The 23,623-nt window shown below is 36.4% G+C and carries 21 protein-coding genes; 18 read left to right on the top strand and 3 right to left on the bottom strand.

All coding sequences use genetic code 11. The annotated features are described in order from the left end of the window. The first annotated feature begins 62 nt into the window (after window positions 1–62). The 8 genes from EUBELI_RS12440 (at window position 63) to EUBELI_RS12405 (ending at window position 8,558) form a co-directional block, all read left to right on the top strand. On the top strand, window positions 63–1,808 hold the full coding sequence (locus EUBELI_RS12440; RefSeq protein WP_012740722.1) for a Firmicu-CTERM sorting domain-containing protein: 1,746 nt from the start codon (window positions 63–65) through the stop codon (window positions 1,806–1,808). A gap of 5 nt (window positions 1,809–1,813) precedes the next feature. Further along, window positions 1,814–2,413, top strand: coding sequence for an exosortase family protein XrtG (gene xrtG, locus EUBELI_RS12435; protein WP_012740721.1), 600 nt, complete (start codon window positions 1,814–1,816; stop codon window positions 2,411–2,413). After that, a complete protein-coding gene (locus tag EUBELI_RS12430) occupies window positions 2,394–3,791 on the top strand; it encodes a TIGR03111 family XrtG-associated glycosyltransferase (protein ID WP_012740720.1) in 1,398 nt (465 codons plus the stop codon). The genes xrtG and EUBELI_RS12430 overlap by 20 nt, the downstream gene beginning before the upstream one ends. Window position 3,792: 1 nt before the next feature. Beyond that, window positions 3,793–4,875, top strand: coding sequence for a hypothetical protein (locus tag EUBELI_RS12425; RefSeq protein ID WP_012740719.1), 1,083 nt, complete (start codon window positions 3,793–3,795; stop codon window positions 4,873–4,875). A 31-nt stretch (window positions 4,876–4,906) separates the two neighbouring features. Next, entirely contained in the window at window positions 4,907–5,371 is a 465-nt protein-coding gene (locus tag EUBELI_RS12420) for a 6-carboxytetrahydropterin synthase (protein ID WP_012740718.1), read from the top strand. A gap of 27 nt (window positions 5,372–5,398) precedes the next feature. Next, a complete protein-coding gene (locus EUBELI_RS12415) occupies window positions 5,399–7,834 on the top strand; it encodes a 6-pyruvoyl-tetrahydropterin synthase-related protein (protein WP_041688948.1) in 2,436 nt (811 codons plus the stop codon). 74 nt (window positions 7,835–7,908) lie between these two features. Then, window positions 7,909–8,232 (top strand): type II toxin-antitoxin system Phd/YefM family antitoxin, encoded by a 324-nt coding sequence (locus tag EUBELI_RS12410; RefSeq protein ID WP_041688947.1) that lies wholly within the window; start codon window positions 7,909–7,911, stop codon window positions 8,230–8,232. Continuing rightward, window positions 8,229–8,558 (top strand): type II toxin-antitoxin system RelE family toxin, encoded by a 330-nt coding sequence (locus tag EUBELI_RS12405; RefSeq protein ID WP_012740715.1) that lies wholly within the window; start codon window positions 8,229–8,231, stop codon window positions 8,556–8,558. The genes EUBELI_RS12410 and EUBELI_RS12405 overlap by 4 nt, the downstream gene beginning before the upstream one ends. A gap of 74 nt (window positions 8,559–8,632) precedes the next feature. On the opposite strand, the gene EUBELI_RS12400 is transcribed toward EUBELI_RS12405, so the two are convergent. The 3 genes from EUBELI_RS12400 to pdxS form a co-directional block, all read right to left on the bottom strand. Further along, window positions 8,633–9,550, bottom strand: a complete 918-nt coding sequence (locus tag EUBELI_RS12400) for a calcium/sodium antiporter (RefSeq protein ID WP_012740714.1) — start codon at window positions 9,548–9,550, stop codon at window positions 8,633–8,635. Between the two features lie 227 nt (window positions 9,551–9,777). Continuing rightward, window positions 9,778–10,341, bottom strand: a complete 564-nt coding sequence (pdxT, locus tag EUBELI_RS12395; protein ID WP_012740713.1) for a pyridoxal 5'-phosphate synthase glutaminase subunit PdxT — start codon at window positions 10,339–10,341, stop codon at window positions 9,778–9,780. 1 nt (window position 10,342) lies between these two features. Next, window positions 10,343–11,221, bottom strand: a complete 879-nt coding sequence (pdxS, locus tag EUBELI_RS12390; RefSeq protein WP_012740712.1) for a pyridoxal 5'-phosphate synthase lyase subunit PdxS — start codon at window positions 11,219–11,221, stop codon at window positions 10,343–10,345. A gap of 299 nt (window positions 11,222–11,520) precedes the next feature. On the opposite strand from pdxS, the gene EUBELI_RS12385 reads away from it, so the two are divergent. The 10 genes from EUBELI_RS12385 (at window position 11,521) to EUBELI_RS12340 (ending at window position 23,610) form a co-directional block, all read left to right on the top strand. After that, window positions 11,521–12,312 carry a substrate-binding periplasmic protein gene (locus tag EUBELI_RS12385; RefSeq protein ID WP_012740711.1) on the top strand — a complete coding sequence of 264 codons (792 nt, stop codon included), beginning with the start codon at window positions 11,521–11,523 and terminating at the stop codon, window positions 12,310–12,312. Beyond that, window positions 12,302–14,506 carry a hybrid sensor histidine kinase/response regulator gene (locus EUBELI_RS12380; protein WP_012740710.1) on the top strand — a complete coding sequence of 735 codons (2,205 nt, stop codon included), beginning with the start codon at window positions 12,302–12,304 and terminating at the stop codon, window positions 14,504–14,506. Before EUBELI_RS12385 ends, EUBELI_RS12380 begins: the two co-directional genes overlap by 11 nt. Window positions 14,507–14,562: 56 nt before the next feature. Then, a complete protein-coding gene (locus EUBELI_RS12375) occupies window positions 14,563–15,366 on the top strand; it encodes a zinc ribbon domain-containing protein (RefSeq protein ID WP_012740709.1) in 804 nt (267 codons plus the stop codon). After that, window positions 15,366–16,115, top strand: coding sequence for a zinc ribbon domain-containing protein (locus EUBELI_RS12370; protein WP_012740708.1), 750 nt, complete (start codon window positions 15,366–15,368; stop codon window positions 16,113–16,115). Before EUBELI_RS12375 ends, EUBELI_RS12370 begins: the two co-directional genes overlap by 1 nt. Next, window positions 16,112–16,537 carry a hypothetical protein gene (locus EUBELI_RS12365; RefSeq protein WP_012740707.1) on the top strand — a complete coding sequence of 142 codons (426 nt, stop codon included), beginning with the start codon at window positions 16,112–16,114 and terminating at the stop codon, window positions 16,535–16,537. The genes EUBELI_RS12370 and EUBELI_RS12365 overlap by 4 nt, the downstream gene beginning before the upstream one ends. Window positions 16,538–16,667: 130 nt before the next feature. Further along, window positions 16,668–18,419: an ABC transporter ATP-binding protein gene (locus tag EUBELI_RS12360; RefSeq protein ID WP_012740706.1), complete on the top strand. Its 1,752-nt coding sequence runs from the start codon at window positions 16,668–16,670 to the stop codon at window positions 18,417–18,419. Next, window positions 18,409–20,058 (top strand): ABC transporter ATP-binding protein, encoded by a 1,650-nt coding sequence (locus EUBELI_RS12355; RefSeq protein ID WP_012740705.1) that lies wholly within the window; start codon window positions 18,409–18,411, stop codon window positions 20,056–20,058. The genes EUBELI_RS12360 and EUBELI_RS12355 overlap by 11 nt, the downstream gene beginning before the upstream one ends. A gap of 106 nt (window positions 20,059–20,164) precedes the next feature. Next, window positions 20,165–21,604, top strand: coding sequence for a polysaccharide deacetylase family protein (locus EUBELI_RS12350; RefSeq protein ID WP_228003392.1), 1,440 nt, complete (start codon window positions 20,165–20,167; stop codon window positions 21,602–21,604). 82 nt (window positions 21,605–21,686) lie between these two features. After that, window positions 21,687–22,982: an EAL domain-containing protein gene (locus EUBELI_RS12345; RefSeq protein ID WP_041688941.1), complete on the top strand. Its 1,296-nt coding sequence runs from the start codon at window positions 21,687–21,689 to the stop codon at window positions 22,980–22,982. Next, window positions 22,972–23,610: an HD domain-containing phosphohydrolase gene (locus EUBELI_RS12340; RefSeq protein ID WP_012740702.1), complete on the top strand. Its 639-nt coding sequence runs from the start codon at window positions 22,972–22,974 to the stop codon at window positions 23,608–23,610. Before EUBELI_RS12345 ends, EUBELI_RS12340 begins: the two co-directional genes overlap by 11 nt. Window positions 23,611–23,623 lie beyond the last annotated feature (13 nt).

Genomic DNA, 23,623 nt, shown 5'->3' with positions numbered 1-23,623 from the left:
ATGATAATGATTAAATAGATGCGGCTATTTATTATAATTGCTAAAGACGGGAGGAAGTTACCATGAAACACAATTATAAGAGAATTACTGCATTAGCTGGTATGACAGCGTTGCTTGTTTCAATGCCGGTATCAGTATATGCAGGACAGATAAGGAACACATATACTGCTAATCTATCAAATGTTTTGGGGAGTGTTGATGCATCTGCTTTGAAGGGAAATCCAGTTGTTAAGGGAAGTAATATTGTGGTCGATTCTGATACAGATGACTGGGACGATATTACAGCAAGAACTGCAGATGCTGCTGGTGTTAAGCTGTGGAAAGCAGCGGTATCATCAGATTATTCAAAGCTTTATTTTATGTATGAAGGAACTGTTCAGACTGAATGGGACTACAGCTATATGGGAAGTAATCCTGTGAGTATTACTTATGCTGATGGAACAACGGGAATATCAGATAAGATTCAGTTTACTGGATGGAAAGACAGTGCACAGGCAAAGAATTCATGGTATGGGGATATAGAGAATTCGGAGACTGTAACTGTTAATAATGCACATGGTAATACAGCCGGACCTTATGTGGTTGAGGCAGCTATTCCTTTTGATTTTTTTGCTAATTCGGATTTTAAGATTACATTTGCAGGAACAACTGTAGATATTAAGGATATTGAAGTATTAGACGGACAGAAGGTTGAAAAAGATGATACAGAAGCTGTGTATAATGGAATTGTTATAGATGGTGAGTTTGCTGACTGGGATGCTGTTAAGAAGTATGATGCATTATGTCCTAATGATGCACATAATGAATGTATATCTAAGACAGCTATGATGTTTGACGGTGATTATGTATATGTGTATGTGAAGGATGGAACTGGTGGTGATGCTTCAGGAGCCGGAACTCATAGTAATGGCAGGTATTCGATAACTACTGATCTGGGTTACGAACTTGTTTTTCAGATTGACAGCAAAGGATATGTTAATGGTGTAGACGGTGTTGACTGCAGGCATGTTGGTAATCAGTGGGAGATAGCAGTTCCTAAGAGTGCCCTGCCGGCTTATAACAAGACAATATCATTTGGATTATACAGATCCGAGCCTTTTATATCAGGAACTGCTAATATTAAAGATGATGGATCTTCGGATGATAAGATAATATACGATATCAGGTATGATGGATTGTATGGTGACTGGGAATATTATCCACACACAACTATTCAGTATTCTACAGCCGGAACACATCATAATATGGTGGATTCTGCGGGAGCATTATTCAGTAATGGAAGTACTGTCCTTGGACATGTGTATACAGTTATGCCGGAGCATCTTAATGAAGCTGGAGGAGAGTTTACACAGGCAGTGACATTTAAGTTTAATGACAGCTATAATCAGGTACTATATCCAAGATTTGTAACAGTTGACGAACAGGGGAATATTAACTGGAACCCTAAACGTGACGGACTTAGTGATGGTACATATGAATTCTATATGTTTGACACAAGTGCATGGGGAACATCTAAGAATATTAATGAACTTAATGATGCAGATATATGTTATGGAAAGATGATAGTTACAGTTGGAAGCAACAGGGATGAATGTGAGTTTTATTTTGATCTTGACAAGGTTGCTCAGAAACTTGGCTGTGATGTAAGTGATTTCAAGCAGATTAGTGCACAGTTTGGTAGACTGGGACAGGAATGGATTAATACAGCAGGTGCATCATCTGGAGCATGGCTTGGACTTTTCATATGTATAGCTGGAACATGTGGAGTAGTTGTATATAAGAAAAAGAAAGGCAGCATACAGGTATAAGCAGAATGAATCCTATTATAGTAATTGCAATTATAATAATATGGCTTTATATACTTTCTGTAACGAAGAGAGCAAAGCTTCATGCATGGAGCTTCATGTGGGGAAGTCTTGGACTGTTTGTAATTATGATGATGACGGTACAGCCGTTGCTTACAATGCCTCTTGCAAGATGTGTTGCAACAATGGCAGGTATTGTGGGGGATGTAACAGGTGCATTTACAGCATACTTTAAATACGGAATTATATTTATACATACGGGTGCATCGTCAATGACACTGCTTATTGATTTTGAGTGTTCGGGAATCATTGAAATCATGGCATTTCTGTCATTACTAATATTCTTTAATGTGTATAACTGGAGTGAGAAGCTGATGATAGGAATTGGTGGCTTCTGTTACATTATGTTATGTAATGTTTTAAGAATAGTAATGATATGTCTTGCGGTACATTTTTTAGGCATGAATGCATATTATGTATTTCATACATTTATAGGAAGAATATTCTTCTATGTACTCAGTGTGTATCTGTATTTTTATGTATTTACGAAACCACAGATTGTTAAGATGAAAGTAGGAAACTTCTCATATGGTAAAAATAATTCTTAATTCATTTCTTTTCTGGGGCGGATGGATAATTATTCCTTTCATTATGGAAATTGTTCCTGCGATAGGAAGCGTTTTTCTTCTTATAAGAAGGAATCTGAGACATAAAATCCATAAAAAGGAACTTGAGGTTTATCCAGAGATTACGCTTATAATACCAGTATATAATTCGGCAGATACACTATATGGATGTATCAGATCGATTAATGACAGTACTTACCCGAATGACAGGATAAGAATTTTTCTGGTTAATAATAAAGGAAAAGATAACAGTTTTGATATATATGCACAGTGTCAGCAGGAATTTCCAGAACTTCTGATGCAGTGGATGAATTCTGAACAGGGAAAGTCAAGAGCACTTAATCTGGCACTTTATAACAGTGATGGAAAGTACATTATCAATCTGGATAGTGATGGAATGCTTGAGAAGAATGCACTTGTCAATATGATTACAAGATTTGAGAATGATACGGCTATTAACTGTATGACAGGATCTATTCTTACAGTGCCTGAGCAGATTAAGAAATATAAAGCAGGACCATCAAGACTGCTCCGTGAACTTGAGTTTATGGAATATGCACAGGCTTTCCTTGCGGGAAGAAGTTATGCATCAGAGCTTAACTCCGTGTATACATTGTCAGGTGCATTTTCAGCTTTCAGAAAATCAGCAGTTCTGAAGTCATGGATGTATAACACAGATACTATCTGTGAGGACACACATATTACATTTCAGATGAGGTATCTTCAGAAAGAACGGGTTGAAGTGTGTGAGGATGCACTGTTTTTTGTTGATCCGATTGAAAATGTTAATAAACTATATACACAGAGACAGAGATGGCAGAGAGGAAGCCTTGAAGTATCCAAGATGTTTATGGACAAGTCTTTCAAGGTAAAGAACCTTTTTACTAATATAAGTGTCAAAACTCTTTTGTATGACCATACATTTGCATTTCCAAGACTTATATGGTATCTGGCACTTATATGCCTGATTGTTGTGGGTTATTCTGGGAAAACGGTTATTCTATCTACAGCAATAATATTTGGTTTATATACGCTTATCGGATATCTGTATTTTATTGTTGTAGCATATTTCCTAAGAATTAATAAGGATATAAGAAGATATTACACGAGGCACTGGTGGTGCATACTGTTTCTGCCATTTTTTAATTTTGCTGTATTCTTTATAAGACTTGCAGGAATTATTAACAGTATTGAAACTGACAGCACATGGAAAACAATGAATCTGTCAGAGGAATGCAGGGCATTTGCAGATGTGGTTAAAAGTGATTTCAGTAAGCCTGTTAATGCAATAAAGAAAGTAAGAAATGCACTTAATTATGATGTTGTAGAAGATAATAATAACAATAATCAGAGGGAATAACATGGAAAAGAAGCTTAATAAGAAGCGTGTTAAGAAGAATAAAAAGCCGAAAAATGTGCTTGTTATCACAACTATTTATGTAATATGTTTCTCGGTTATTGCCGGAGTATTTGCATATACAAGGATTAATAAGTACGAAGAAGGAGTCCTTGAGGTGTGTGCAACACAGCAGGACGCTTATGTGCAGCTTGTTTTAGACCAGATTAATCTTAAAAGCAATCGTGATGATGAACAGATTATTAATGATATTCTTGGGACGATGAATTCATCTTCTAATAAATACTGGACATTTTCTAAGAATCAGTCAATCCTTTTTGTAAAAGATGTTCTTGAAACTAACAGGTATAAAGGTGTTACCACAGCTACATATTATGAGTCAGAGAGTGCCACGAAATTTCTTAATAATCTTCAGAATAACAGAGTTACTCATGATTTCATAGAAATTGATGGGAATAGTTATGTAGCATCAGGTGTTACATTTGAATATAAGAACCAGTCATATAAGCTGTGCCTGCTTACAGGCAGGAATGCAATTATGGATAATAACAGTTATATGCAGATTAAGATTCAGATGGAGACTTATGTGGTGATTCTGCTTTTTGTGCTTATAATAACAGCTATGCTGCTTGCACATAAGCTAAGACGGATGCAGAAGTCGATTAGTGAATCTGATAAGACGGTTGCGGAGCTTAACAGTATGGTTTCTAAGATGAATAAGAAACTTTTAGAGAAGGATTTGCATGATACGCGCAATAATGTCTGGGATAATACGGCAATTATGCCTTTTCTTGATAAATTAGTGGCAAGAGATATTTATCCTGTAACATTTATGCATATTGCATGTGCTGATAATAAGGAATGTGCAAAGTTTATAGCAAGAGCTAATTATATTCTTGATAAAAATGTTTTGAGATTCACATATGAAGATAATGACATTGTTCTTATATTTGTTGGAATGAACAGAAAGCATTCTAAGCAGAGCCTTCAGCTTTTAATGGAAAATTCAATGCAGATAATGTATGCAATTACTATTAAGAGCAAAGCGGATGTAGATAAGTTGAGAGTTAAGTATGAAGTCAGATAGAATAGACAGGTAATATAAGGGAGGCGGAATTATGGCAGTTAATATGTACAGGGAATACAGACTGAAATTTTACCTTAATATGAGACATTATATTATCATTAATGAGGTTAAAGGTGAAACTCACCCACATACATGGGAGTTTGCACTGGATATTAAGTTTTCAAGAAATTTATTTGTTGAATTCAATATATTTGAACAGGGAATTTCGCAGTTCCTTGAACAGTATCAGAATAAGATTCTTAATGAAGCAGAGCCGTTTGATTCAATGATGCCTACACTTGAGAATGTTACTGATTATTTTGCAGAAGAATTTTTTAAGATTATATATAAGACAGGTGGCATGCTCACAAGAGTTGAGGCTAGTGAAACTCCTACAAGAAGCTATATTGTAAATATAGCGGAGCAGGAACGTAATTCAATATTGAATAAGAAAGCTGATGAAAAGATAATATCAGAGGTTATGGACGCAGTGCTGGACGATATTGTTAAGCAGTGATGTTGTTAAGACGGATTGGAGAAGAAGTTGAAAAAGAAAAATAAAGCAATTTACCTGCTGTTTCTTATGCCATTCGTGTATTTTGCAACAGCATGTTTTGTTGTCTGGCTGGTAAAGACAAGTGGAATATATCCTTCAGGTTCAGATACTATGTATCATGTCTACAGAGGAGATTATGTATATAATGCGATTAAATCGGGCAACTGGTATCCTTTATATGATTCTGCATGGTATAACGGCGTGGAGATTTTAAGGTATTGGTCTCCATTTCCTGCTTATGTTATGGCATTTTGTCAGTATCTTGCGGGTGGAAGCCAGTTTGGTGCATATCTTTTTTATATAGGAGGAGTGTGTTTTTTAGGCGCATGTGTATGGCCATTTATCGGAAGAGGCTTTAACAGACCTTATCTGGGAGCATTTATCGGACTCCTCTGGTTCTTTATGCCTAATAATCTGTGTGCAATATTTATAGAAGGAAATCTTGCCAGAAGTCTCAGTATGATATTTCTGCCGGTATTCATATATTCTGTATATAAATATTTATACAATCATAAATTAAGATACATACCGCTTATGGTATTTACATTTTTACTTATGGAATTGTGTCATCTTGGATATGCTGGAATGGTGGCTATAGCTGTGATTATATATGGAATTGTTTATATGATACAGAAGGGCAGAAAGAAGGCAGTACTTGATGTTGTAATATCAATGATTTTTGGATTTATGCTGCTTGGAATATGGCTGGTTGCGTCCTTAAGAGGTGGAATAACTTCACTTGATAATTCTGAAAATATGGCTAATTTCTTCCAGAATTTATGGACAACAATTAATCCTTTTGAAAGATTAACAAGAGGTTTTGAATATTTTTATTTCGGATTTGCAGCTTTGGTTGTTATTGTATTTGGCATTTTATTTGGATATAAGAAATCGAGAACAGGCTTTGTAACAGGATTCATTATACTGCTTATGACAACTAAATCAGCATATGCCGTTTTGAAGCACTTGCCAGGAAGCCAGTATTTATGGATGTTAAGATTCATATCCATTGCATTATGTATGATTCTTATGAGCTTTCTTATGTGGGACAGGCTAAAGAAGACTCTGGTCTTGATGCTTTGCGTTTTACTGGTGGTAGATACTATACCATCTTTAAGCCTTATTGTTGGTGAACATAATGATATATCTGTTCAGGAAAGAATGGCAGCAAGACAGGACAGTACTCTTATTTCAAGTGCTCAGGCAGTCACAAAGCAGAGACTTGCCCTGATGGACGAGAGCATACTGGGGGCAACTGGTTCATGGCTGGTTTCTGATTATGGCAATCCGGTTGATGCTACATTTGGTGCAGGAAGAGAAGCTGCTAATACATCTGCTAATATAGTTAATCTTAACAAAGCATTTGCACAGGGAGATTTCCTGTATGTCTTCGACAGATGCTTAGAACTGGGTGATGATTCTGTACTTGTGAAAAAATCATTGCTTAAACAATATAATAATTCTTTATATGATCTTGAAGCAGCTGCGAATACGGTTGGATATAAGAAAGTGGAACAAAACAGTGATTATATTCTTTACCATATTGAAACACCTGACAACTGGGGAGTTATCAGCAGTTACAGGGCAGTTGCGATAGGCTCTGGGGCAGCAGCAATATCAATGCAGTTCCCTGCAGTTAAAACAGCAGATTCTGCTAATCTTAATGATTACACATATGAAGAACTGTCGGGATATAAAGAGGTGTTCCTGAATGGTTTTACATATGATGATAAAGAAACAGCAGAAGACCTTGTACTGCGTCTAAGCAGAGCAGGAGTTAAGGTGATTATATATGCCGATGGCATACCAAAGGATAAGCGTACACATAGTCAGAATTTCCTTGGCGTAACATGCAGTTTGATAACATTTCACAACGGATATCCGGATATGGATACAAGAATTGGAACGATATATCCAGATATGTTTCCTCAGGGACATACTACATGGAATACAGTGTATATTGATGGACTTGATACTGTGTGGGGAACTTTTTATGATAATGGATTGAATCTCGATTTTTATGGGACTGTTAATAACGATAATATTATAATGACTGGCCTTAATCTTACATATTTCTATAGTCTGACTGATGACGTATCTGTTGGACAGTTGCTTAGTAATATGAGTGGTATATCATCAGAGGAACTTCCAGACAGAAAGATAGTTCCTTTAAAGGTGGAATACGGAAACAATGAGATTACAATTACATCTAATAATGATAATGTTAATACAACACTTGCATATCACGATATATTCAGCTCTTCATCGGATATAACACATAGGAATAATCTTATGTATGTGAATAAGGGAACAACTGTTATTAAGATGAGATACCCGTATCTGTGGCAGGGGGCTTTAGTTAGTGCTGCAGGAGTTGTGTTAATGGTTGTGTGGCTGATTGTTAAAAGAAGAAATAACAATTAATTTTACAACAAATTTGTTGACATATTTACAAAAAAGAATACTCTATATATAGAAAATATATGGAGGTGGTAAATGTGGCAATAGCAACTAATATTTTACAATGTCTGATTCCAATTTCTCAATTTAATAAAGGTCAGGCTTCAAAGATATTTGACAGACTTCATGATGAAAAGGAGCTGATTGTTTTGAAGAATAATCAGCCATCAGCAGTTATTCTGTCACCAGAGGAATATACAAGACTAACGGAGATTGAAGAGGATTATTATCTTCTGATTGAAGCTACTAAGCGTATTGAAGATAATGGCAATAAAGAAACGGTTTCTATGGATTATGTTATGAGAAATCTTGGGATAGATGAAAAAGAGCTTGAAAATGCGGAGGATATTGATATCGAATGATATGGGGGATTGAGTTTTTACAGGAAGCAGAGAAGGATATGAAAAGGCTCGACCATTCCGTTCAGATTCAGGTTCTTAAGGGGACAAAAAAGGTGAGTAAGAATCCATTGCCTGTAAGTCAAGGCAGTTATGGAAAGCCATTAGGGAATAAAGAAAATACTAATCTTACTAACTTGATGAAGATTAAGTTTAGGGATATAGGAATAAGAGTGGTATACAAGATAGAGTATGTCGATGAGGTTATGAAAATAATTGTTATTTCAGCGCGTACTGATGAGCAGGTTTATAAAGAAGCGTCAAAAAAAAGAAAAGAACATAATATTTAACACAAATGCACCGTAAGTATGTTAGAGATATACTTACGGTGCATTTATTTATGCATAATTAATTTAAAATACCTTTAGCGTACAAAAAGATATGCCGTATATCCCACATACATAAGAATACATGCAGCACCTTCCCATCTGCTCATTGTCTTCTTGGTAAATGCGAAGAGAAATAATACAATTCCACTGGCAAGAAGTATGATACAGTCAATAAGTGATTCAGAAAGAACGTGAAGAGGCTGTATCGCAGCAGACATTCCTAAGATAAATAATATATTAAATATGTTAGAGCCGATTGCATTGCCAAGTGCGAGTCCGCTGTCACCTTTCCTTGTGGCAACTATAGAAGTTACAAGCTCAGGCAGGGATGTTCCGATTGCGACTATTGTAAGACCTATGAAATTCTGGCTTACACCAAAGTTGGCAGCTATGATACAGGCTTTATCTACAACAAGATTACCACCGAATATTACTGCTATAAGACCACCGGCAATATAAAGAAGACTCTTAGGCAGAGGCATTATTTTACAATCCTCAGCTTCTTCCCTGTTTTTAAGTGCTGATATTATCATGCATGTGATGTAAGCTGCCATTCCGGCAAGGAGAATAATGCCTTCAATTCTTGAAAGTCTGCCATCAATAAACATAAAGCAAAGAATAGCAGTTATTATGATATTAACAGGCATATCACGCTTGAGAATGTCACGGTTAGTAGAAAATCCTGCTATAAATGCACAGATACCTACAACGACAAGACCATTAAATATGTTAGAACCAACAACATTGCTGATTGCAATGTCATTACTGCCAGAAAGGGCAGCGTTAATACTAACAGATGCTTCAGGGGCACTGGTCCCCATTGCAACAATGGTAAGTCCGATGATAACGCTTGGTACTTTAAGGATTTTGGCAAGGGAAGAACTTCCCTCCACGAAGAAATCCGCGCCTTTTATTAATAGCATGAAACCGATGAGTAGTAACAAATATTCCATAATAAGCTCCTTTCTTGCGATAAAGGAATGGAATAATATAAAATATAAAAAGAGACCTTTATCGCATCAAAAATGAATTGATAAAAGTCTCGTTAATTGTAATAATAACCGGCTGTTCAGCGTGATGACGATTACTATTGCACCGGATACGATGCTAACTACTCCCTCTTATTAACATTATACTAATATATATATATAAATGTGTCAATTAAATATTATAATTTGGATTATTTTTCACAGAGTGATATAAAATACTCATGAATTCTAGTGTCACCTGAAAGTTCAGGGTGAAATGCAAGACCAATCTGGTTATTATATTGAACAGCAACAATTCTGTCATCAACAGCTGCAAGAACATCAACGTTATCCTTAATTGATGAAATGTATGGCGCACGGATAAATGTCATTGGAAATTCATCAAAGCCCTTCATAGGAGCAGTTATTGCAAAGCTGCCTAACTGTCTTCCATATGCATTTCTTTTTACAGTGACAGGCAGAGTTCCAATATGTATACTGTCGTCATTGTCAATGCGTCCGGCTAAAAGAATCAGACCGGCACAGGTTGCAAGTGTTGGAAGACCATCTGCTATTAAAGACTTAATTGTATCAAGCATATCCAGCTTTCTTAGAAGCTGTCCCTGAACAGTGCTTTCACCACCTGGAAGGATAATTCCGTCAATTCCTTCAAGGTCTTTTCTTTGACGTATTTCAATTACTTCATGTCCGATTTTTTCAATGATATGTTCATGCTCAATGAATGCACCCTGCACAGCAAGTACGCCTATTTTCATATTATCTGCCTCTTTCTTCCATGATTATCTGTATTTCGCTAGGATTAATACCAACCATGGCTTCGCCCAAATCTTCTGATAATTTAGCAATAAGTGCAGCATCTGTGTAGTTAGTGACAGCCTGAACTATGGCAGAAGCTCTCTTAGCAGGATTTCCAGACTTGAATATACCAGAACCTACAAATACACCTTCAGCACCTAACTGCATCATAAGAGCAGCATCTGCAGGAGTAGCAACACCTCCGGCAGCAAAGTTTACTACAGGAAGCTTTCCATTATCATGTACATAGAGGACAAGGTCATATGGAACCTGTAACTGTTTAGCTTCCTCGAAAAGCTCGTCCTTTTGCATAGATGTTATTTTTCTGATTTCAGAATTCATCTTTCTCATGTGTCGTACAGCCTGAACAACATCCCCCGTACCAGGTTCACCTTTTGTTCTTATCATGGAAGCACCTTCATTGATTCTTCTTAATGCTTCTCCTAAATCTCTTGCACCACATACGAAAGGTACTTTGAACTGGGTTTTATCAATATGATATATATCATCAGCAGGAGATAATACTTCAGATTCATCAATATAGTCGATCTCAACTGCCTGTAAAATCTGTGCTTCAACGAAATGACCAATACGGCATTTTGCCATAACAGGAATACTTACAGCATCCTGAATACCTTTAATCATCTTAGGGTCGCTCATACGCGAAACACCACCTGCAGCCCTGATATCGGCAGGGATTCTCTCAAGTGCCATAACAGCACATGCACCAGCGGCCTCTGCAATCTTAGCCTGCTCAGGAGTAGTAACATCCATGATTACGCCACCCTTTAACATCTGTGCAAGTCCTTTGTTTAATTCATATTGTGAATTTGTTGTCATAGCTGACCTCCTTGAAAATGAATTTTATGAATTGATTTTTACATATAATATTGCACAACTGGTCATAAAGAAATATCCAATTTAATAAAAATATCACATGCCAGAATAAGGTCAGAATAAATCAGGAATATGGTCAGATGAAAACTGACTATAAAGAAATTGTCGAATTATGTCGAACGAAAACTGTCAGTCTGATTAGTAATCAGCAGCTTTTTGTATTATAATAGAACATATTTTATAAATATGTAGGAGATGGAAAGTAAGTGCGTAGGATTAAAAGCTTTTTGATTATAATATGTATGCTAAGCATATATGCAGCTTCTTTTTATGGCTGTGGGAAAAAAGAATGGTCAGACAGCCACAATAATGAGGCTGGATTGCCGGAAATAGTCATAGGAAGTGATAACTATCCGCCATATAATTATGTTGATACAGATGGCAATGCTACTGGAATTGATGTTGAGCTTGCTACGGAAGCATTTAAAAGAATGGGCTATAAGGCCAGATTCATATATATTGACTGGGAGGATAAGAAGAATCTTCTTGCTGACAGAACAATTGATTGTGCATGGGGAAGCTTTAGCATGGATGGCAGGGAGAATGAATACAGATGGGCAGGACCTTATATGACCAGCCGTCAGGTTGTTGCTGTGAATATGGAAAGTGATATATATTCTCTTGAGGATCTGGAAGGAAAGACGATTGCAGTACAGACTACAACAAGACCTGAGAAGATATTTCTTAGCAAGACTGATGAGCGTATCCCGGCTATAAGGTCATTAATAGCTTTGCAGAAGAGAGAACTTATATATCCTTTTTTAAGCAAAGGCTATGCAGATGCTCTGGCAGCTCATGAAACTGCAATACGCCAGTACATGGAAGATTATAATATTAAGTTCAGGATTCTTGACGAACCATTAGAGACAGTAGGACTGGGAGTAGCATTTGACAAAAATGATGACCGTGGGATAGAGAAGCAGCTTACAGAAATTCTTAACCAGATGAGAAATGATGGTACAGAGAAGAAGATAATCAGCAGATATATTCCTGATGCTGATAAATATCTGGAGGTGGACAGTTATGGAAAATAATACCATTACCAGAAAGAAAAGAAAAAGAATATGGCCGATTGAGATTATAGCAGGCCTGTTTATAATGATGATTGTGTTTTTTATTGCTGTAAATGTTGATATAAAAACTACACAGGAAACACTTTCAGATACTGCGCATTATATTAATGAACAGTGCAACAGCTTTACAAGACTTAATCTTGCGTCAGAAACCAAGAGCCTGCTCAGGGTAATTGAAAGTGCGCAGCAGATAAAACATAATATCACATATGAGCGCAGCCTTTCAGATAAAGATATATTTACAGAAGAATTTATCAAAAAGAATATGCAGGAATGTTATCTGACGGCAGTTATAATCATGGATTCAAAAGGTAATCTTATAGCACAGGAATATACAGATGAATATGGTGCAGATGAGCTTAACGAATATCTTGACAGTACTTCACTTATTGATGTTGTTGATAATACTGAAAAAACATACGCAATAAGAATTGACTGTGAAGATGGTTCATATGTTGACCTTGCAGCATGTGGTATGGCGGATTCAAGTGGGATAGTTGTTGTTTATTACCACACACCGGCAGAGTATGTTAATAATTACAATCTTTCATTTACACATATATTATCAGGTTATGATGACAGGGAAGATGGAAAGATTGTTGTTACAAAGGGAAATCAGATAATAGCGTCTAATGATGACAGTATGGTTGGTGAAGATATTGATAAATATAATGTTATTAAGAAGATAAAGGAGACTGGTGCAAGTGGCAAAATAGTACATGCTGATAGTAACAGAAGGTGGGGTTCACATAATTATGGTCTTATGGAACGTGGGAGAGATTATTATGTGTATGTTTATATGCCGGAAAGAAATGTTTTTAAGACAACACCAAGAAATATGCAGTATACATTTGTTGCCTATATGTTTGCTGTACTTGTACTTAATATGATGCGCTGGAAAACGGTTCAGGGATATGAGCGTGAACAGTATGAAATGCAGCAGCAGTATGCAAAGACACTGCAGGAAAAAAATGAACAGCTACAGGAGGCAGTACGCCGAGAGGAAAAGGCTAATGCTGCCAAGACTGATTTCTTATCAAGAATGACACATGATATAAGGACGCCGCTTAATGGCATAATCGGATTGTTAAGAATTGATGAGAGCCATAAAGAAGATACAGATATGATTAATACTAACAGAAAGAAAATGTCAATAGCTGCTAATCATCTTTTATCACTTATTAATGACATTCTCCAGATGAGTAAGTTAGAGGATGGCCAGATTGAGCTTTCAAGAGAGATTGTGGATCTTAACAAGCTTGCAAAGGATATTATTACTATAGTTGAACAGCGTGCCTCAGATTCAGGTGTCAATCTTAAGTATGACAAGGTGGCAGGAAAAGTTATGTATCCATATGTATACGGAAGTCCTCTGCATTTACGCCAGTTATTTCTAAATATATACGCTAACTGCATCAAATATAATAAAGCAGGAGGAATGGTTTCAACATATTTTAAATGTATTGGAACACAGGATGGAATTGTTACATATGAATGGACTGTTACTGATACGGGAATTGGCATGAGTGAAGAATTTCTTGAACATATATTTGAACCATTTGTACAGGAAAAGACAGATGCCAGAAGTGTTTATCAGGGAACAGGACTTGGTATGGCTATTGTTAAGAGTCTGGTTGACAAAATGAATGGAACAATTAGTGTCACAAGCAAGGAAGGGGAAGGCTCAACATTTGTAATCAGAATTCCTTTCGAGATTGCAAGCAAAGTTGAAGAAATAACGGATGATAAGGAAAAGAGCAGTAATGATATTTCGGGAATTAAGATTCTGCTAGCAGAGGATAATGAACTTAATGCTGAGATTGCACAGACTCTTCTGGTGGATGAAGGCGCTAATGTTACTGTTGTCAGTGATGGTGAGCAGGCTGTCAGGGAATTTACAAGGTGTGCACCACATACATATGATGTGATTCTTATGGATATTATGATGCCAAAGCTTGACGGAATTGCCGCAACAAAAGCTATAAGAGCTATGGAAAGACCTGATGCTGTGGAGATTCCGATAATTGCAATGACAGCCAATGCATTTGAGGAGGATGCCAGAAAATGTGTTGAAGCCGGAATGAATGCACATCTGTCGAAGCCTTTACAGATGGATGTTGTAGTTGGTACAATTGCAGAGTATTATAAAAGATAATTATGCAGGATAAAGGAGCCTCTGCATAATACAATAACTGATAAAAGGGGATAGCTATGATATGTAGTAATTGTGGAGCAGATATAGGAGATAACGAGACAGCATGCCCATATTGTGGTGCTATGCAGTATGAGAATTCTGAACAGAAGTACATGAAAGACCTGTACAATCTGAATGAAGGAATGGAGAAGCTGGATAAGAATACCAGAAAATACATCATAAAAAGTACAATGAAAAGTGTAGGTATAGTATGTGCGTCAATAGCGGCAGCAGTTCTTGCCGGAAGTATGTTTGGATATGGTTCATATAAGAGCATGTATAATTCTTCACACAACAGGAAAGAGATACACCAGTCATTAGATTGGTACAATAATAATATAGGTGAACTTAATTCATTATATGAAAAGCGGGACTATGCAGGCATTTCAGAACTGACAGATAGTTATAATGGCAGTTCAAGTGTTTTGGAAAAGTGGAGTCATTACAATTTTATTAATATTTATGATTATTATTATAAAAGAGTGGCAGACATCTACATTATGGTTCAAAAAGGCGAAAAACTGAGTGATTATCAGTTTGGAACAGGCTTTGAAGAGTCACTTGACATGATATATTTCATTAATAATAAAAACGGATATAATTACCGTAGGTATGAGGGCTGTACGGCAGAAGAAAAAGAAACTGTGGACGGCTGGGTTGCAGAAGCACAGAATTATCTTAAGAATGTTGCAAAGGCGACGGACAAAGAAATTAATGATATGCTTAATGAATTGTATCAGAATGGCTATTATGATTACAAGCTTGGAAAGAGCTACGAAGAGTCATTTTATAAAAAATATAATGAAGGAGGGAACAACTGATGAAATGTAATAATTGCGGCGCACCCATACAGATGAATCAGAAGTTCTGTCCTAATTGCGGCTCACCAAATGTGGAATTTAAGAAGCATATTGATGATATGGAACAATATAATAAAAAGTTTAACAGCACGCGTTCCAAAGTAATTGGTAACAGCAAATGGTTTGTGAAATATATTGCACCAATAACAGCTCTTGTTATAACAATGACTGCACTTACACTGGCTATTATTGGTAAAAATTCAATGATTGGATACGACATAGCAAGAAAAAATCAGCAGAAATATTATTCATCCCATAGTGATGAAATCCAGACAAAACTAAAGCTTCTGTTAGAAGCAGGAGACTATGCAACTCTGTACAGTATGGATTATGTGGGAGATTGTTCAATAAAGGATAATGATGATAAATACGCATGGAATGATTTTTACAATGTCGCAGGTGATTATGTGTATATAAGAAAAGGTATAATAAGTATGATGGAAAGGAATAATTCATCATATTATGGCGACGAATATATGAATACTATTTCAAGGGCTGTTGCGGACATGGAAGATATTCTCAGCAGACGTTTAAATTTATCGTATCATAGTGTGTCGAAAGAAAGTATTAAGTATATAAATGATATATATGAAAAATCACATGAACTGTTAAAGGCATACTGCAATCTGACAGATGAGGACATAGCCGGACTTCCTGATATGTCACAGGCAGATATACTTACACTCATTACAAGGAGGAGCTTTGAATGAGAAAAAAGAAGAAATTTAATATATCACTTCTGGCTTATGTGCTGTGTGTAATTATGATGATTATTATAATCCCATGTATTGCTGATATATCAGGTGATGTATTCAGGGGAAAGGGAAGAATGTCGGGCTATGAAGAAGACAGTCTTTATAATGATTTTATAGAGAATAATTATGAAGGGCTTCTTGAAAAGACAGAATATAACACAGGCATAGGCAAAGATATTGATAAAGATACGCAAGATTATTATACATTTGCAAATGCGTATAAGAAAGCTTTTAATTATAAAGTGTATATGAATAATGGGGAGAAGGACAAGGCAGAACAGGTGATTAAAGATATAGACAGCACACAGTTTAATAATGTGCTGTTTAAGGAAGCACTCGAAAATGTAAAGAGAATATATATAGTTATTCTGCCATAGATTTCCTGATTTAACGGGAAACAGACCTTCTGTGGACTATCTGATAAGCAGTACTGGCGTTCCAGGGAGAAATGAAGGGCAGGATTCACACATGTGTCAGAAAGAGTTTCGCATATAGGAATAGAGGATAATGAAGATGAGTAACACAGGAAAGAATAATATTATGACCGACAGGGTATCATATTATTTTAAATCACAATGGCATATACTTCTGACAATAACAATATCCGGTCTTATATATAACCTCGGACTTCTTGCAGGTCCGTGGTTTGAAGGACGAATGACAGGCTGTCTTGTTAATATACTTGGCGGTAAATCAACATTTACAGATATGCTTATTCTTGTAATATGTTATGTGATTGCAATTGCAGTAGTGCAGATATCAAGGTATATCAAGAGATTCTATGTAAGAAGATTCGCTAATAATGTTAATAAGAACATGAAAGAGGTTCTGTATAACAGCCTTGTACATAAGAGCAGACCACAGTTACAGGAGGAAGGCGCAGGAGATATTCTTACTAAAGCTATCCTGGATGTTGACGACTGTGCTGAAGGGATGAGAAAGTTCACGACTGAGATATTTGATACGGGTGTTGCACTTGCAGCATATGCAGGAATGCTTCTTTTCTATGACTGGAGACTTGGACTTATATGTATGATATTCCCGCCTATATCTTATATCATTGCAGAGAAGATGAAGGTTGTTGTACAAAAGACAGGTGCAGAATACAAGGTACAGTCAGGAAGACTTAGCACTGCAACGCTTGACAGAGCAGAAAATGCAGTTACATACCGTGTATATGGGTGCGAGCAGGAAAGAAAACAGGCTTATGAAGATAATCTTACAGCCTATGAAAAATCAGCAGTCAGGGCGAATATATGGGGAACAGCATTTCCTCCGATATACAAGGTTATAGCACTTGGCGGAGTTATATTTATATTATATTTTGGAAGCAGGAATGTTCTGGGAACAGGCTGGAAGAGCTGGGATATTGCGGCTTTAGCTACATTTGTATCATGCTTTGCAAAGCTTTCTGAGAAGTCCTCACATGCAGCAAGGCTGTTTAATGCAGTACATAAGGCACAGGTGTCATGGAAGAGAATTAAACCGCTTATGAAGCATGAGAATTATGAAAATGCAGATAACAGTGTGAAGTGTGGAACACTTGAAGTAAAAGGGCTTACATTTGCTTATCCGGGAGGTCCTGATATATTCGAAGATGTAACATTTGAAGCAGAAAAAGGCAACATTATTGGCGTTACAGGTTCTGTTGCCTGTGGCAAATCAACTTTTGGAAAGGTGTTTTTATGCGAATATCCATATAAAGGAAGCATTAAGATTGCCGGCAATGAACTTTCAGAACTCGATGATGCAAAAAAAGCAGGGCTTGTAGCATATCTTGGACATGATCCGGAATTGTTTAACGATACAGTTAAGAATAATATTCTGATGGGTGATGATGAGAATGTGGATAAGCTTCTTAAGGCAGTGTGTTTTGACGAAGAAGTAAATGAGATGGAAAACGGACAGGAAACTTATGTTGGTAATACTGGCGTGAGATTGTCAGGAGGACAGGCACAAAGACTTGCACTTGCCAGAACACTCTGCCATAAGAAGCCGTTAATTATATTAGATGATCCATTTTCAGCACTTGATAAGGATACTGAAAGAAAAGTATTTGCTAATCTTAAAGAATACACCAAGGATTGTGTTGTGATTCTTATTTCACACAGATTATATCTGTTCCCACAGATAGATAAGGTTATATGGATGGAGAACGGAAAAACCATAGCCGGTACACATGATGAGATTATGAATAAATGCCCACAGTATGCGGTTCTTTATAATGAACAGAATGGAGGCGCATCTGATGAAGAATAAAAGTGTTGGCAAAGTTATATTGAACACAATAAAAGAAAAGTGGCTGCTTACAGCAGGAATTGCAATTACTGTTGTTGGTGCAATCGTAATGGCACTGTTTCCACCACTTATTCTTGCAAAGATTATTGATACAATTACATCAGGTACAATGCCCAAATTTTATATGGTTCTTATGTATTTCGGATTTCTTCTTATAACAGGTCTTATGGAGAGTGCAAGAGAGACTTTTCTTACAGTATTCGGACAAAAGATTACACACTCATTAAGAAGTGCGTTGATGTATAAGTACAGCTGTCTTACAACAAGTGGTCTTACAAGTCAGGAACCTGGAACTGTTGTTTCAAGATTCGTTGGTGATGCTGATACAGTTGAGAATCTGTTTACATCAGGAATTATCAGTATGTTTGCTGATGCCTGCAAGATAATAAGTATTGTTGCTGTTATATGGTTTAAGAATAAAGGACTTGCCATTGTGCTTCTCGTTATTCTTCCTTTCCTGTTTGTATTCACAAGAATTATTCAGAAAAATATGCTGGCAGCACAGATTGAGAACAGAAGAGCTGTTGGAAGGGCATCAGGACACGTTCCGGAAACTCTTCATAATATAAGAACAATACATACTCTTGGCAAAGAAAATTATATGGCACAAAGATATGATGAATATATATGTGAAAGCTACACAGCAATTGAAAAAAATAATTTTTATGATGCTTTATATTCACCGGTAATCCTTATTCTCAATGCTATTGTTGTTGCTGTGGTCATGCTTTTTTCAGCATCAGATAACCAGTCAGTGCTTACATTTTTTGGCATGTCAGCAGGTACAGCAGTTGCGGTAATTAATTATATTTCACAGATATTTGCTCCTGTTGAGAATCTTGGCATGGAGATTCAGACTATACAGTCAGCAATAGCCGGAGTACACAGGATTAATGAATTTTTCGAGCTGGATGAATTCTCAGTTAAGAAGGATTTATACATCGTAGAGAATACTGCCATGGCAGCTGACAGTGATGTGCTTGTTGACTTCAACAATGTAACATTTTCTTATGATGATGATAAAAATGTTGTGGAGAACTTAAGCTTTAGCATTAAAAAAGGCGAGCAGGTTACTCTGTCAGGAAGAACAGGTGCAGGAAAGAGTACAATATTTAAGCTCCTTCTTGGTCTTTATGATCCAGATAATGGAAGCGTATTGATTGCAGGTCAGAAGGCGACAGCCATTCCAGATAGCGAAAAGAGAAAGGTATATGGATATGTCGAGCAGACTTTCCATATGGTTCCTGGAACTGTCAAAGACCAGATTACACTGTATGATACATTGATTACTGATGAAGATGTAATTGAAGCAGCTAAGACAGCAGGTCTTCATGATGCAATCATGGAGCTTGAGAACGGCTATGATACTATATGCAAGCCAGAAGATTTCTCACAGGGACAGTGGCAGTTATTGTCAATTGCAAGGGCTGCAGCAGCAAAGCCTGAACTGCTTCTGCTAGATGAGATAACAGCTAATCTTGATGCTGATACTGAGAAAAATGTGCTTGATGCATTAAACAGGGTAAGCAAGAACAGGACTGTTATATCAATATCTCACAGAACCAATGCAAAAATGGGGAGAATTATAGAAATTGCCTGATTTTGCAAGTGCTTTTCACTGGCTTATTATTTAGGAAAGAAGTATAATGAATAAACATAGAATGTTCTAAAGAGAAAGCTGGTAATATATAATGAAAAAAGCAATAATGAAATATTTATTAATCGGTTCAGCATGTGTGCTGTTTGCTGTACTGGGGATGGTTACATATAAAAAATCGCAGGAAAATAAAATTGTATTTACAATTTCTGACAAAATCTGCGTATCATATGGTGATAATATAGATATATCAAACATGCAGGTGATTAAAAATCAACATTTACATGAAAAGAAAAATAAAACGCATATAACTGTTGAAGGAGATGTTAATACAAGAAAGATAGGCGACTATGATATTGATGTTATAGTAAGAAAAGGAAATAAAAAAGCATCTAAAAAGATTGTTGTTGAGGTAGCGGATGTGGAAGCTCCTGTTATTGAACTTTCAGGTGACAGTGAAATGACAATTGAGGCTGGAACACAATATGAAGAACCTGGATTTAGTGCAGATGATAATTATGATGGGGATTTAACGGAAAAGGTCGAAAAAAATAATGATATAGACACATGTACAAAGCAAGATGTGATTATTACATATTCTGTCAAAGATTCATCAGGTAATGAGGCTGTTGCGAACAGAACTGTTCATATTGTTGATACTACACCTCCACAGATAACTTTAACTCAAGGAAGTACCTGTTATGTTAAATGTGGTACGGAATATATGGAAGCTGGATATTATGCAGAGGATATATGTGATGGTGATATAACAGACAAGGTACAGGTTACAGGAGATGTCAATACAAGTGAGTGTGGCTCGTATACAGTTTCATACAAGGTGTCTGATTCTTCGGGTAATACAGCAGAGGCAGAAAGAACGGTAAGGGTATATAAACCTATGACTGATAATGTTGTTAATCCGGGGGATAAAGTGGTTTATCTTACATTTGATGATGGACCGGGACCGTATACACAGGAACTTCTTGATGTACTTGACCGATATAATGTGAAGGCAACATTTTTTGTAACAAATGGAAAACCTGATTATCAGAACCTGATAGCAGAGGAAGCATCAAGAGGACATACGGTTGCGATTCATTCTGCAAGTCATGATTATTCAAGAATATATCAGAGCGTTGATGCATATTTTGATGATTTGAATGAAATGAATAATATAATTTTGACCCAGACTGGTAAGTATGCTGATATTATCAGATTTCCAGGAGGTTCATCTAATACAGTCAGCAGGAGCTATTGTGAAGGAATAATGAGCCAGCTTGTATGTGCTGTAGAGGCAAAAGGCTTCAGATATTGTGACTGGAATGTATCCAGTGGTGATGCAGGCTCAGCTAATACAGCGTCACAGGTAATCTGTAATGTGATTAATGGAATTAAAGGCAGAAATATATCTATAGTATTACAGCATGATATAAAGAAGTTCAGTGTGGATGCGGTTGAAGAAATAATACAATGGGGCTTATCAGAAGGATATACATTCCTTCCTATAACATCAACTACGCCTATGTCACACCATGGAATTAACAATTAATATGTGGAATTAATGAGATAAATGTGTTATGATTTTAGCATATTTAAGGCATGTGATATATTTTAAGAAAAGAGGGGGGTATATGGAAAACTGTTATCTTGGGATGGCAGGGCATAATGTGTTTAATAATAAGGTTAAAGATATTATACATAAGAATGAACATAGTGTTGTTCTACTGGCTCTGGACATAAGTAATTTTAAGTACATTAATGATTTTTACGGTATGGATGAGGGTGATAAAGTAATGCAGGACATAGCGGATTATTATTTTATTAATGAACCACTGTGCCTAGCTGCTCACGGAATTGGATTTGACCAGTTCAGGGGAGCATATAATGTGGATGGAATGACTCAGGAAGATGTTGTTAGTTATATTACAAAAAAGAATGAGAAGTTTGAGGCAGAATTATCAGAACGATACCCACTTGTATACCAGCATGTTTATGTAGGACTTTATTTTTATGATAACCATGAACTTGATGTGAGAATGGCGGTAGACAGGGCAAATCTGGCAAAGAAATCAACTAAAGGAAGATTTGATATCCATTGTTGCATATATTCTGAAGATAACTGTAATGAATACCTTGAACATATGGATATGTCTAATGAATTCGTGCATGCATATAATGAGAACAGGATTGAGATATTTTTACAGCCAAAGATTTCTGTGTCTGAAGGAAAAGCTGTGGGTGCTGAAGCTCTCGTAAGAATGAGAAACAAGGAGGGAGAGCTGATTCCACCTGTAAGGTTTGTTCCGGTACTTGAACATACAGGAATGATTGAAAAGCTTGATGATATCATGCTGGATAAAACATTTGCATTTCAGCGTGAATGCATTAATAATGGAATCCGCCCGGTTCCTATATCTGTCAATATATCAAGACAGAGGTTCACAAGCGATGGCTTGCTTGGTTATGTGATGGAGCTTCAGCAAAAATATGATATAGATGCATCACTTGTTGAACTGGAGATTTTAGAGACAACATTTATAGATGCACTGGATGCAATGACAGATGCAATTAATGCATTGAGAAAGCAGGGATTCAGAATAAATGTTGATGATTTTGGTTCGGGTTATTCGTCACTAAATCAGATTGCTAATATTCCTGCTGATGTTATTAAGTTTGACCGCGTTTTTGCAAGCAGGTCATTGAAGAATGATAAGGGAAGACAGGTTATTAAGTCGTTAATCCAGATGCTTAAAATGGTAAATTATGAGCTTGTTTTTGAAGGTGTGGAGACAAAGGAAGAACTTGATACAGTCGTATCTTATGGCTGCGATGTTATTCAGGGCTTTTATTTTGACAAGCCGCTTCCGGCAAAGGAATTTATACAGAAATACTATAAGGGCAGCAGGGAGTCTACCTATGGGACATAATAATATTAACAATGAAGAACTGCTTGAATATATTTTAAAAGATTTTAAAAGCGGCGTTCAGCATGGGATTCTTGTGGCAAATCTTACATATATGCTTGCTAAGAGAATGGGACTTACGGATAGTGAGTGCCATGAATTAAAAATAGCTGGAATGTTGCATGATATTGGAAAACTTAAATTATCAGAATACTTATATGGCAGAAATTCTGGCGAATTATCAGTCGAAGAGATGAAATATATGAGAATGCACTCTAAAATCAGCTTTGATGTATTGAAAAATTATGATTATTCAGATAATATAATGAAAGTTGTTCTCTATCACCATGAGTGCTATGATGGAAGTGGCTATCCTGATAATCTTAAAGGAACAGATATTCCACTGGGTGCAAGAATTCTTAAGGTGACAGATGAATTTGCTGCGCTGATTTCAGAAAGACCGTATAGGAAAGCATTTGACATTGATACGGCTGTGAATATTCTTATTGAAGAGATTAAGAATCTTGATATGAGGGTGTTTATTGAGTTTCAGCGAATGATTCACGAGGAAGAAACATTTGAGATAATAAGAAATAGTAAGATAGATTTAGATAGTCTTAGTCTTGAAGATATTCTATCCTTCGCAGATTAGTATTTAATTACAG

Origin of the sequence: [Eubacterium] eligens ATCC 27750 (genome assembly GCF_000146185.1) — a bacterium.
Lineage (GTDB): Bacteria > Bacillota > Clostridia > Lachnospirales > Lachnospiraceae > Lachnospira > Lachnospira eligens.
The sequence above is the reverse complement of the archived record's forward strand: the minus strand, read 5'-3'. Positions and strand labels throughout refer to the sequence as shown.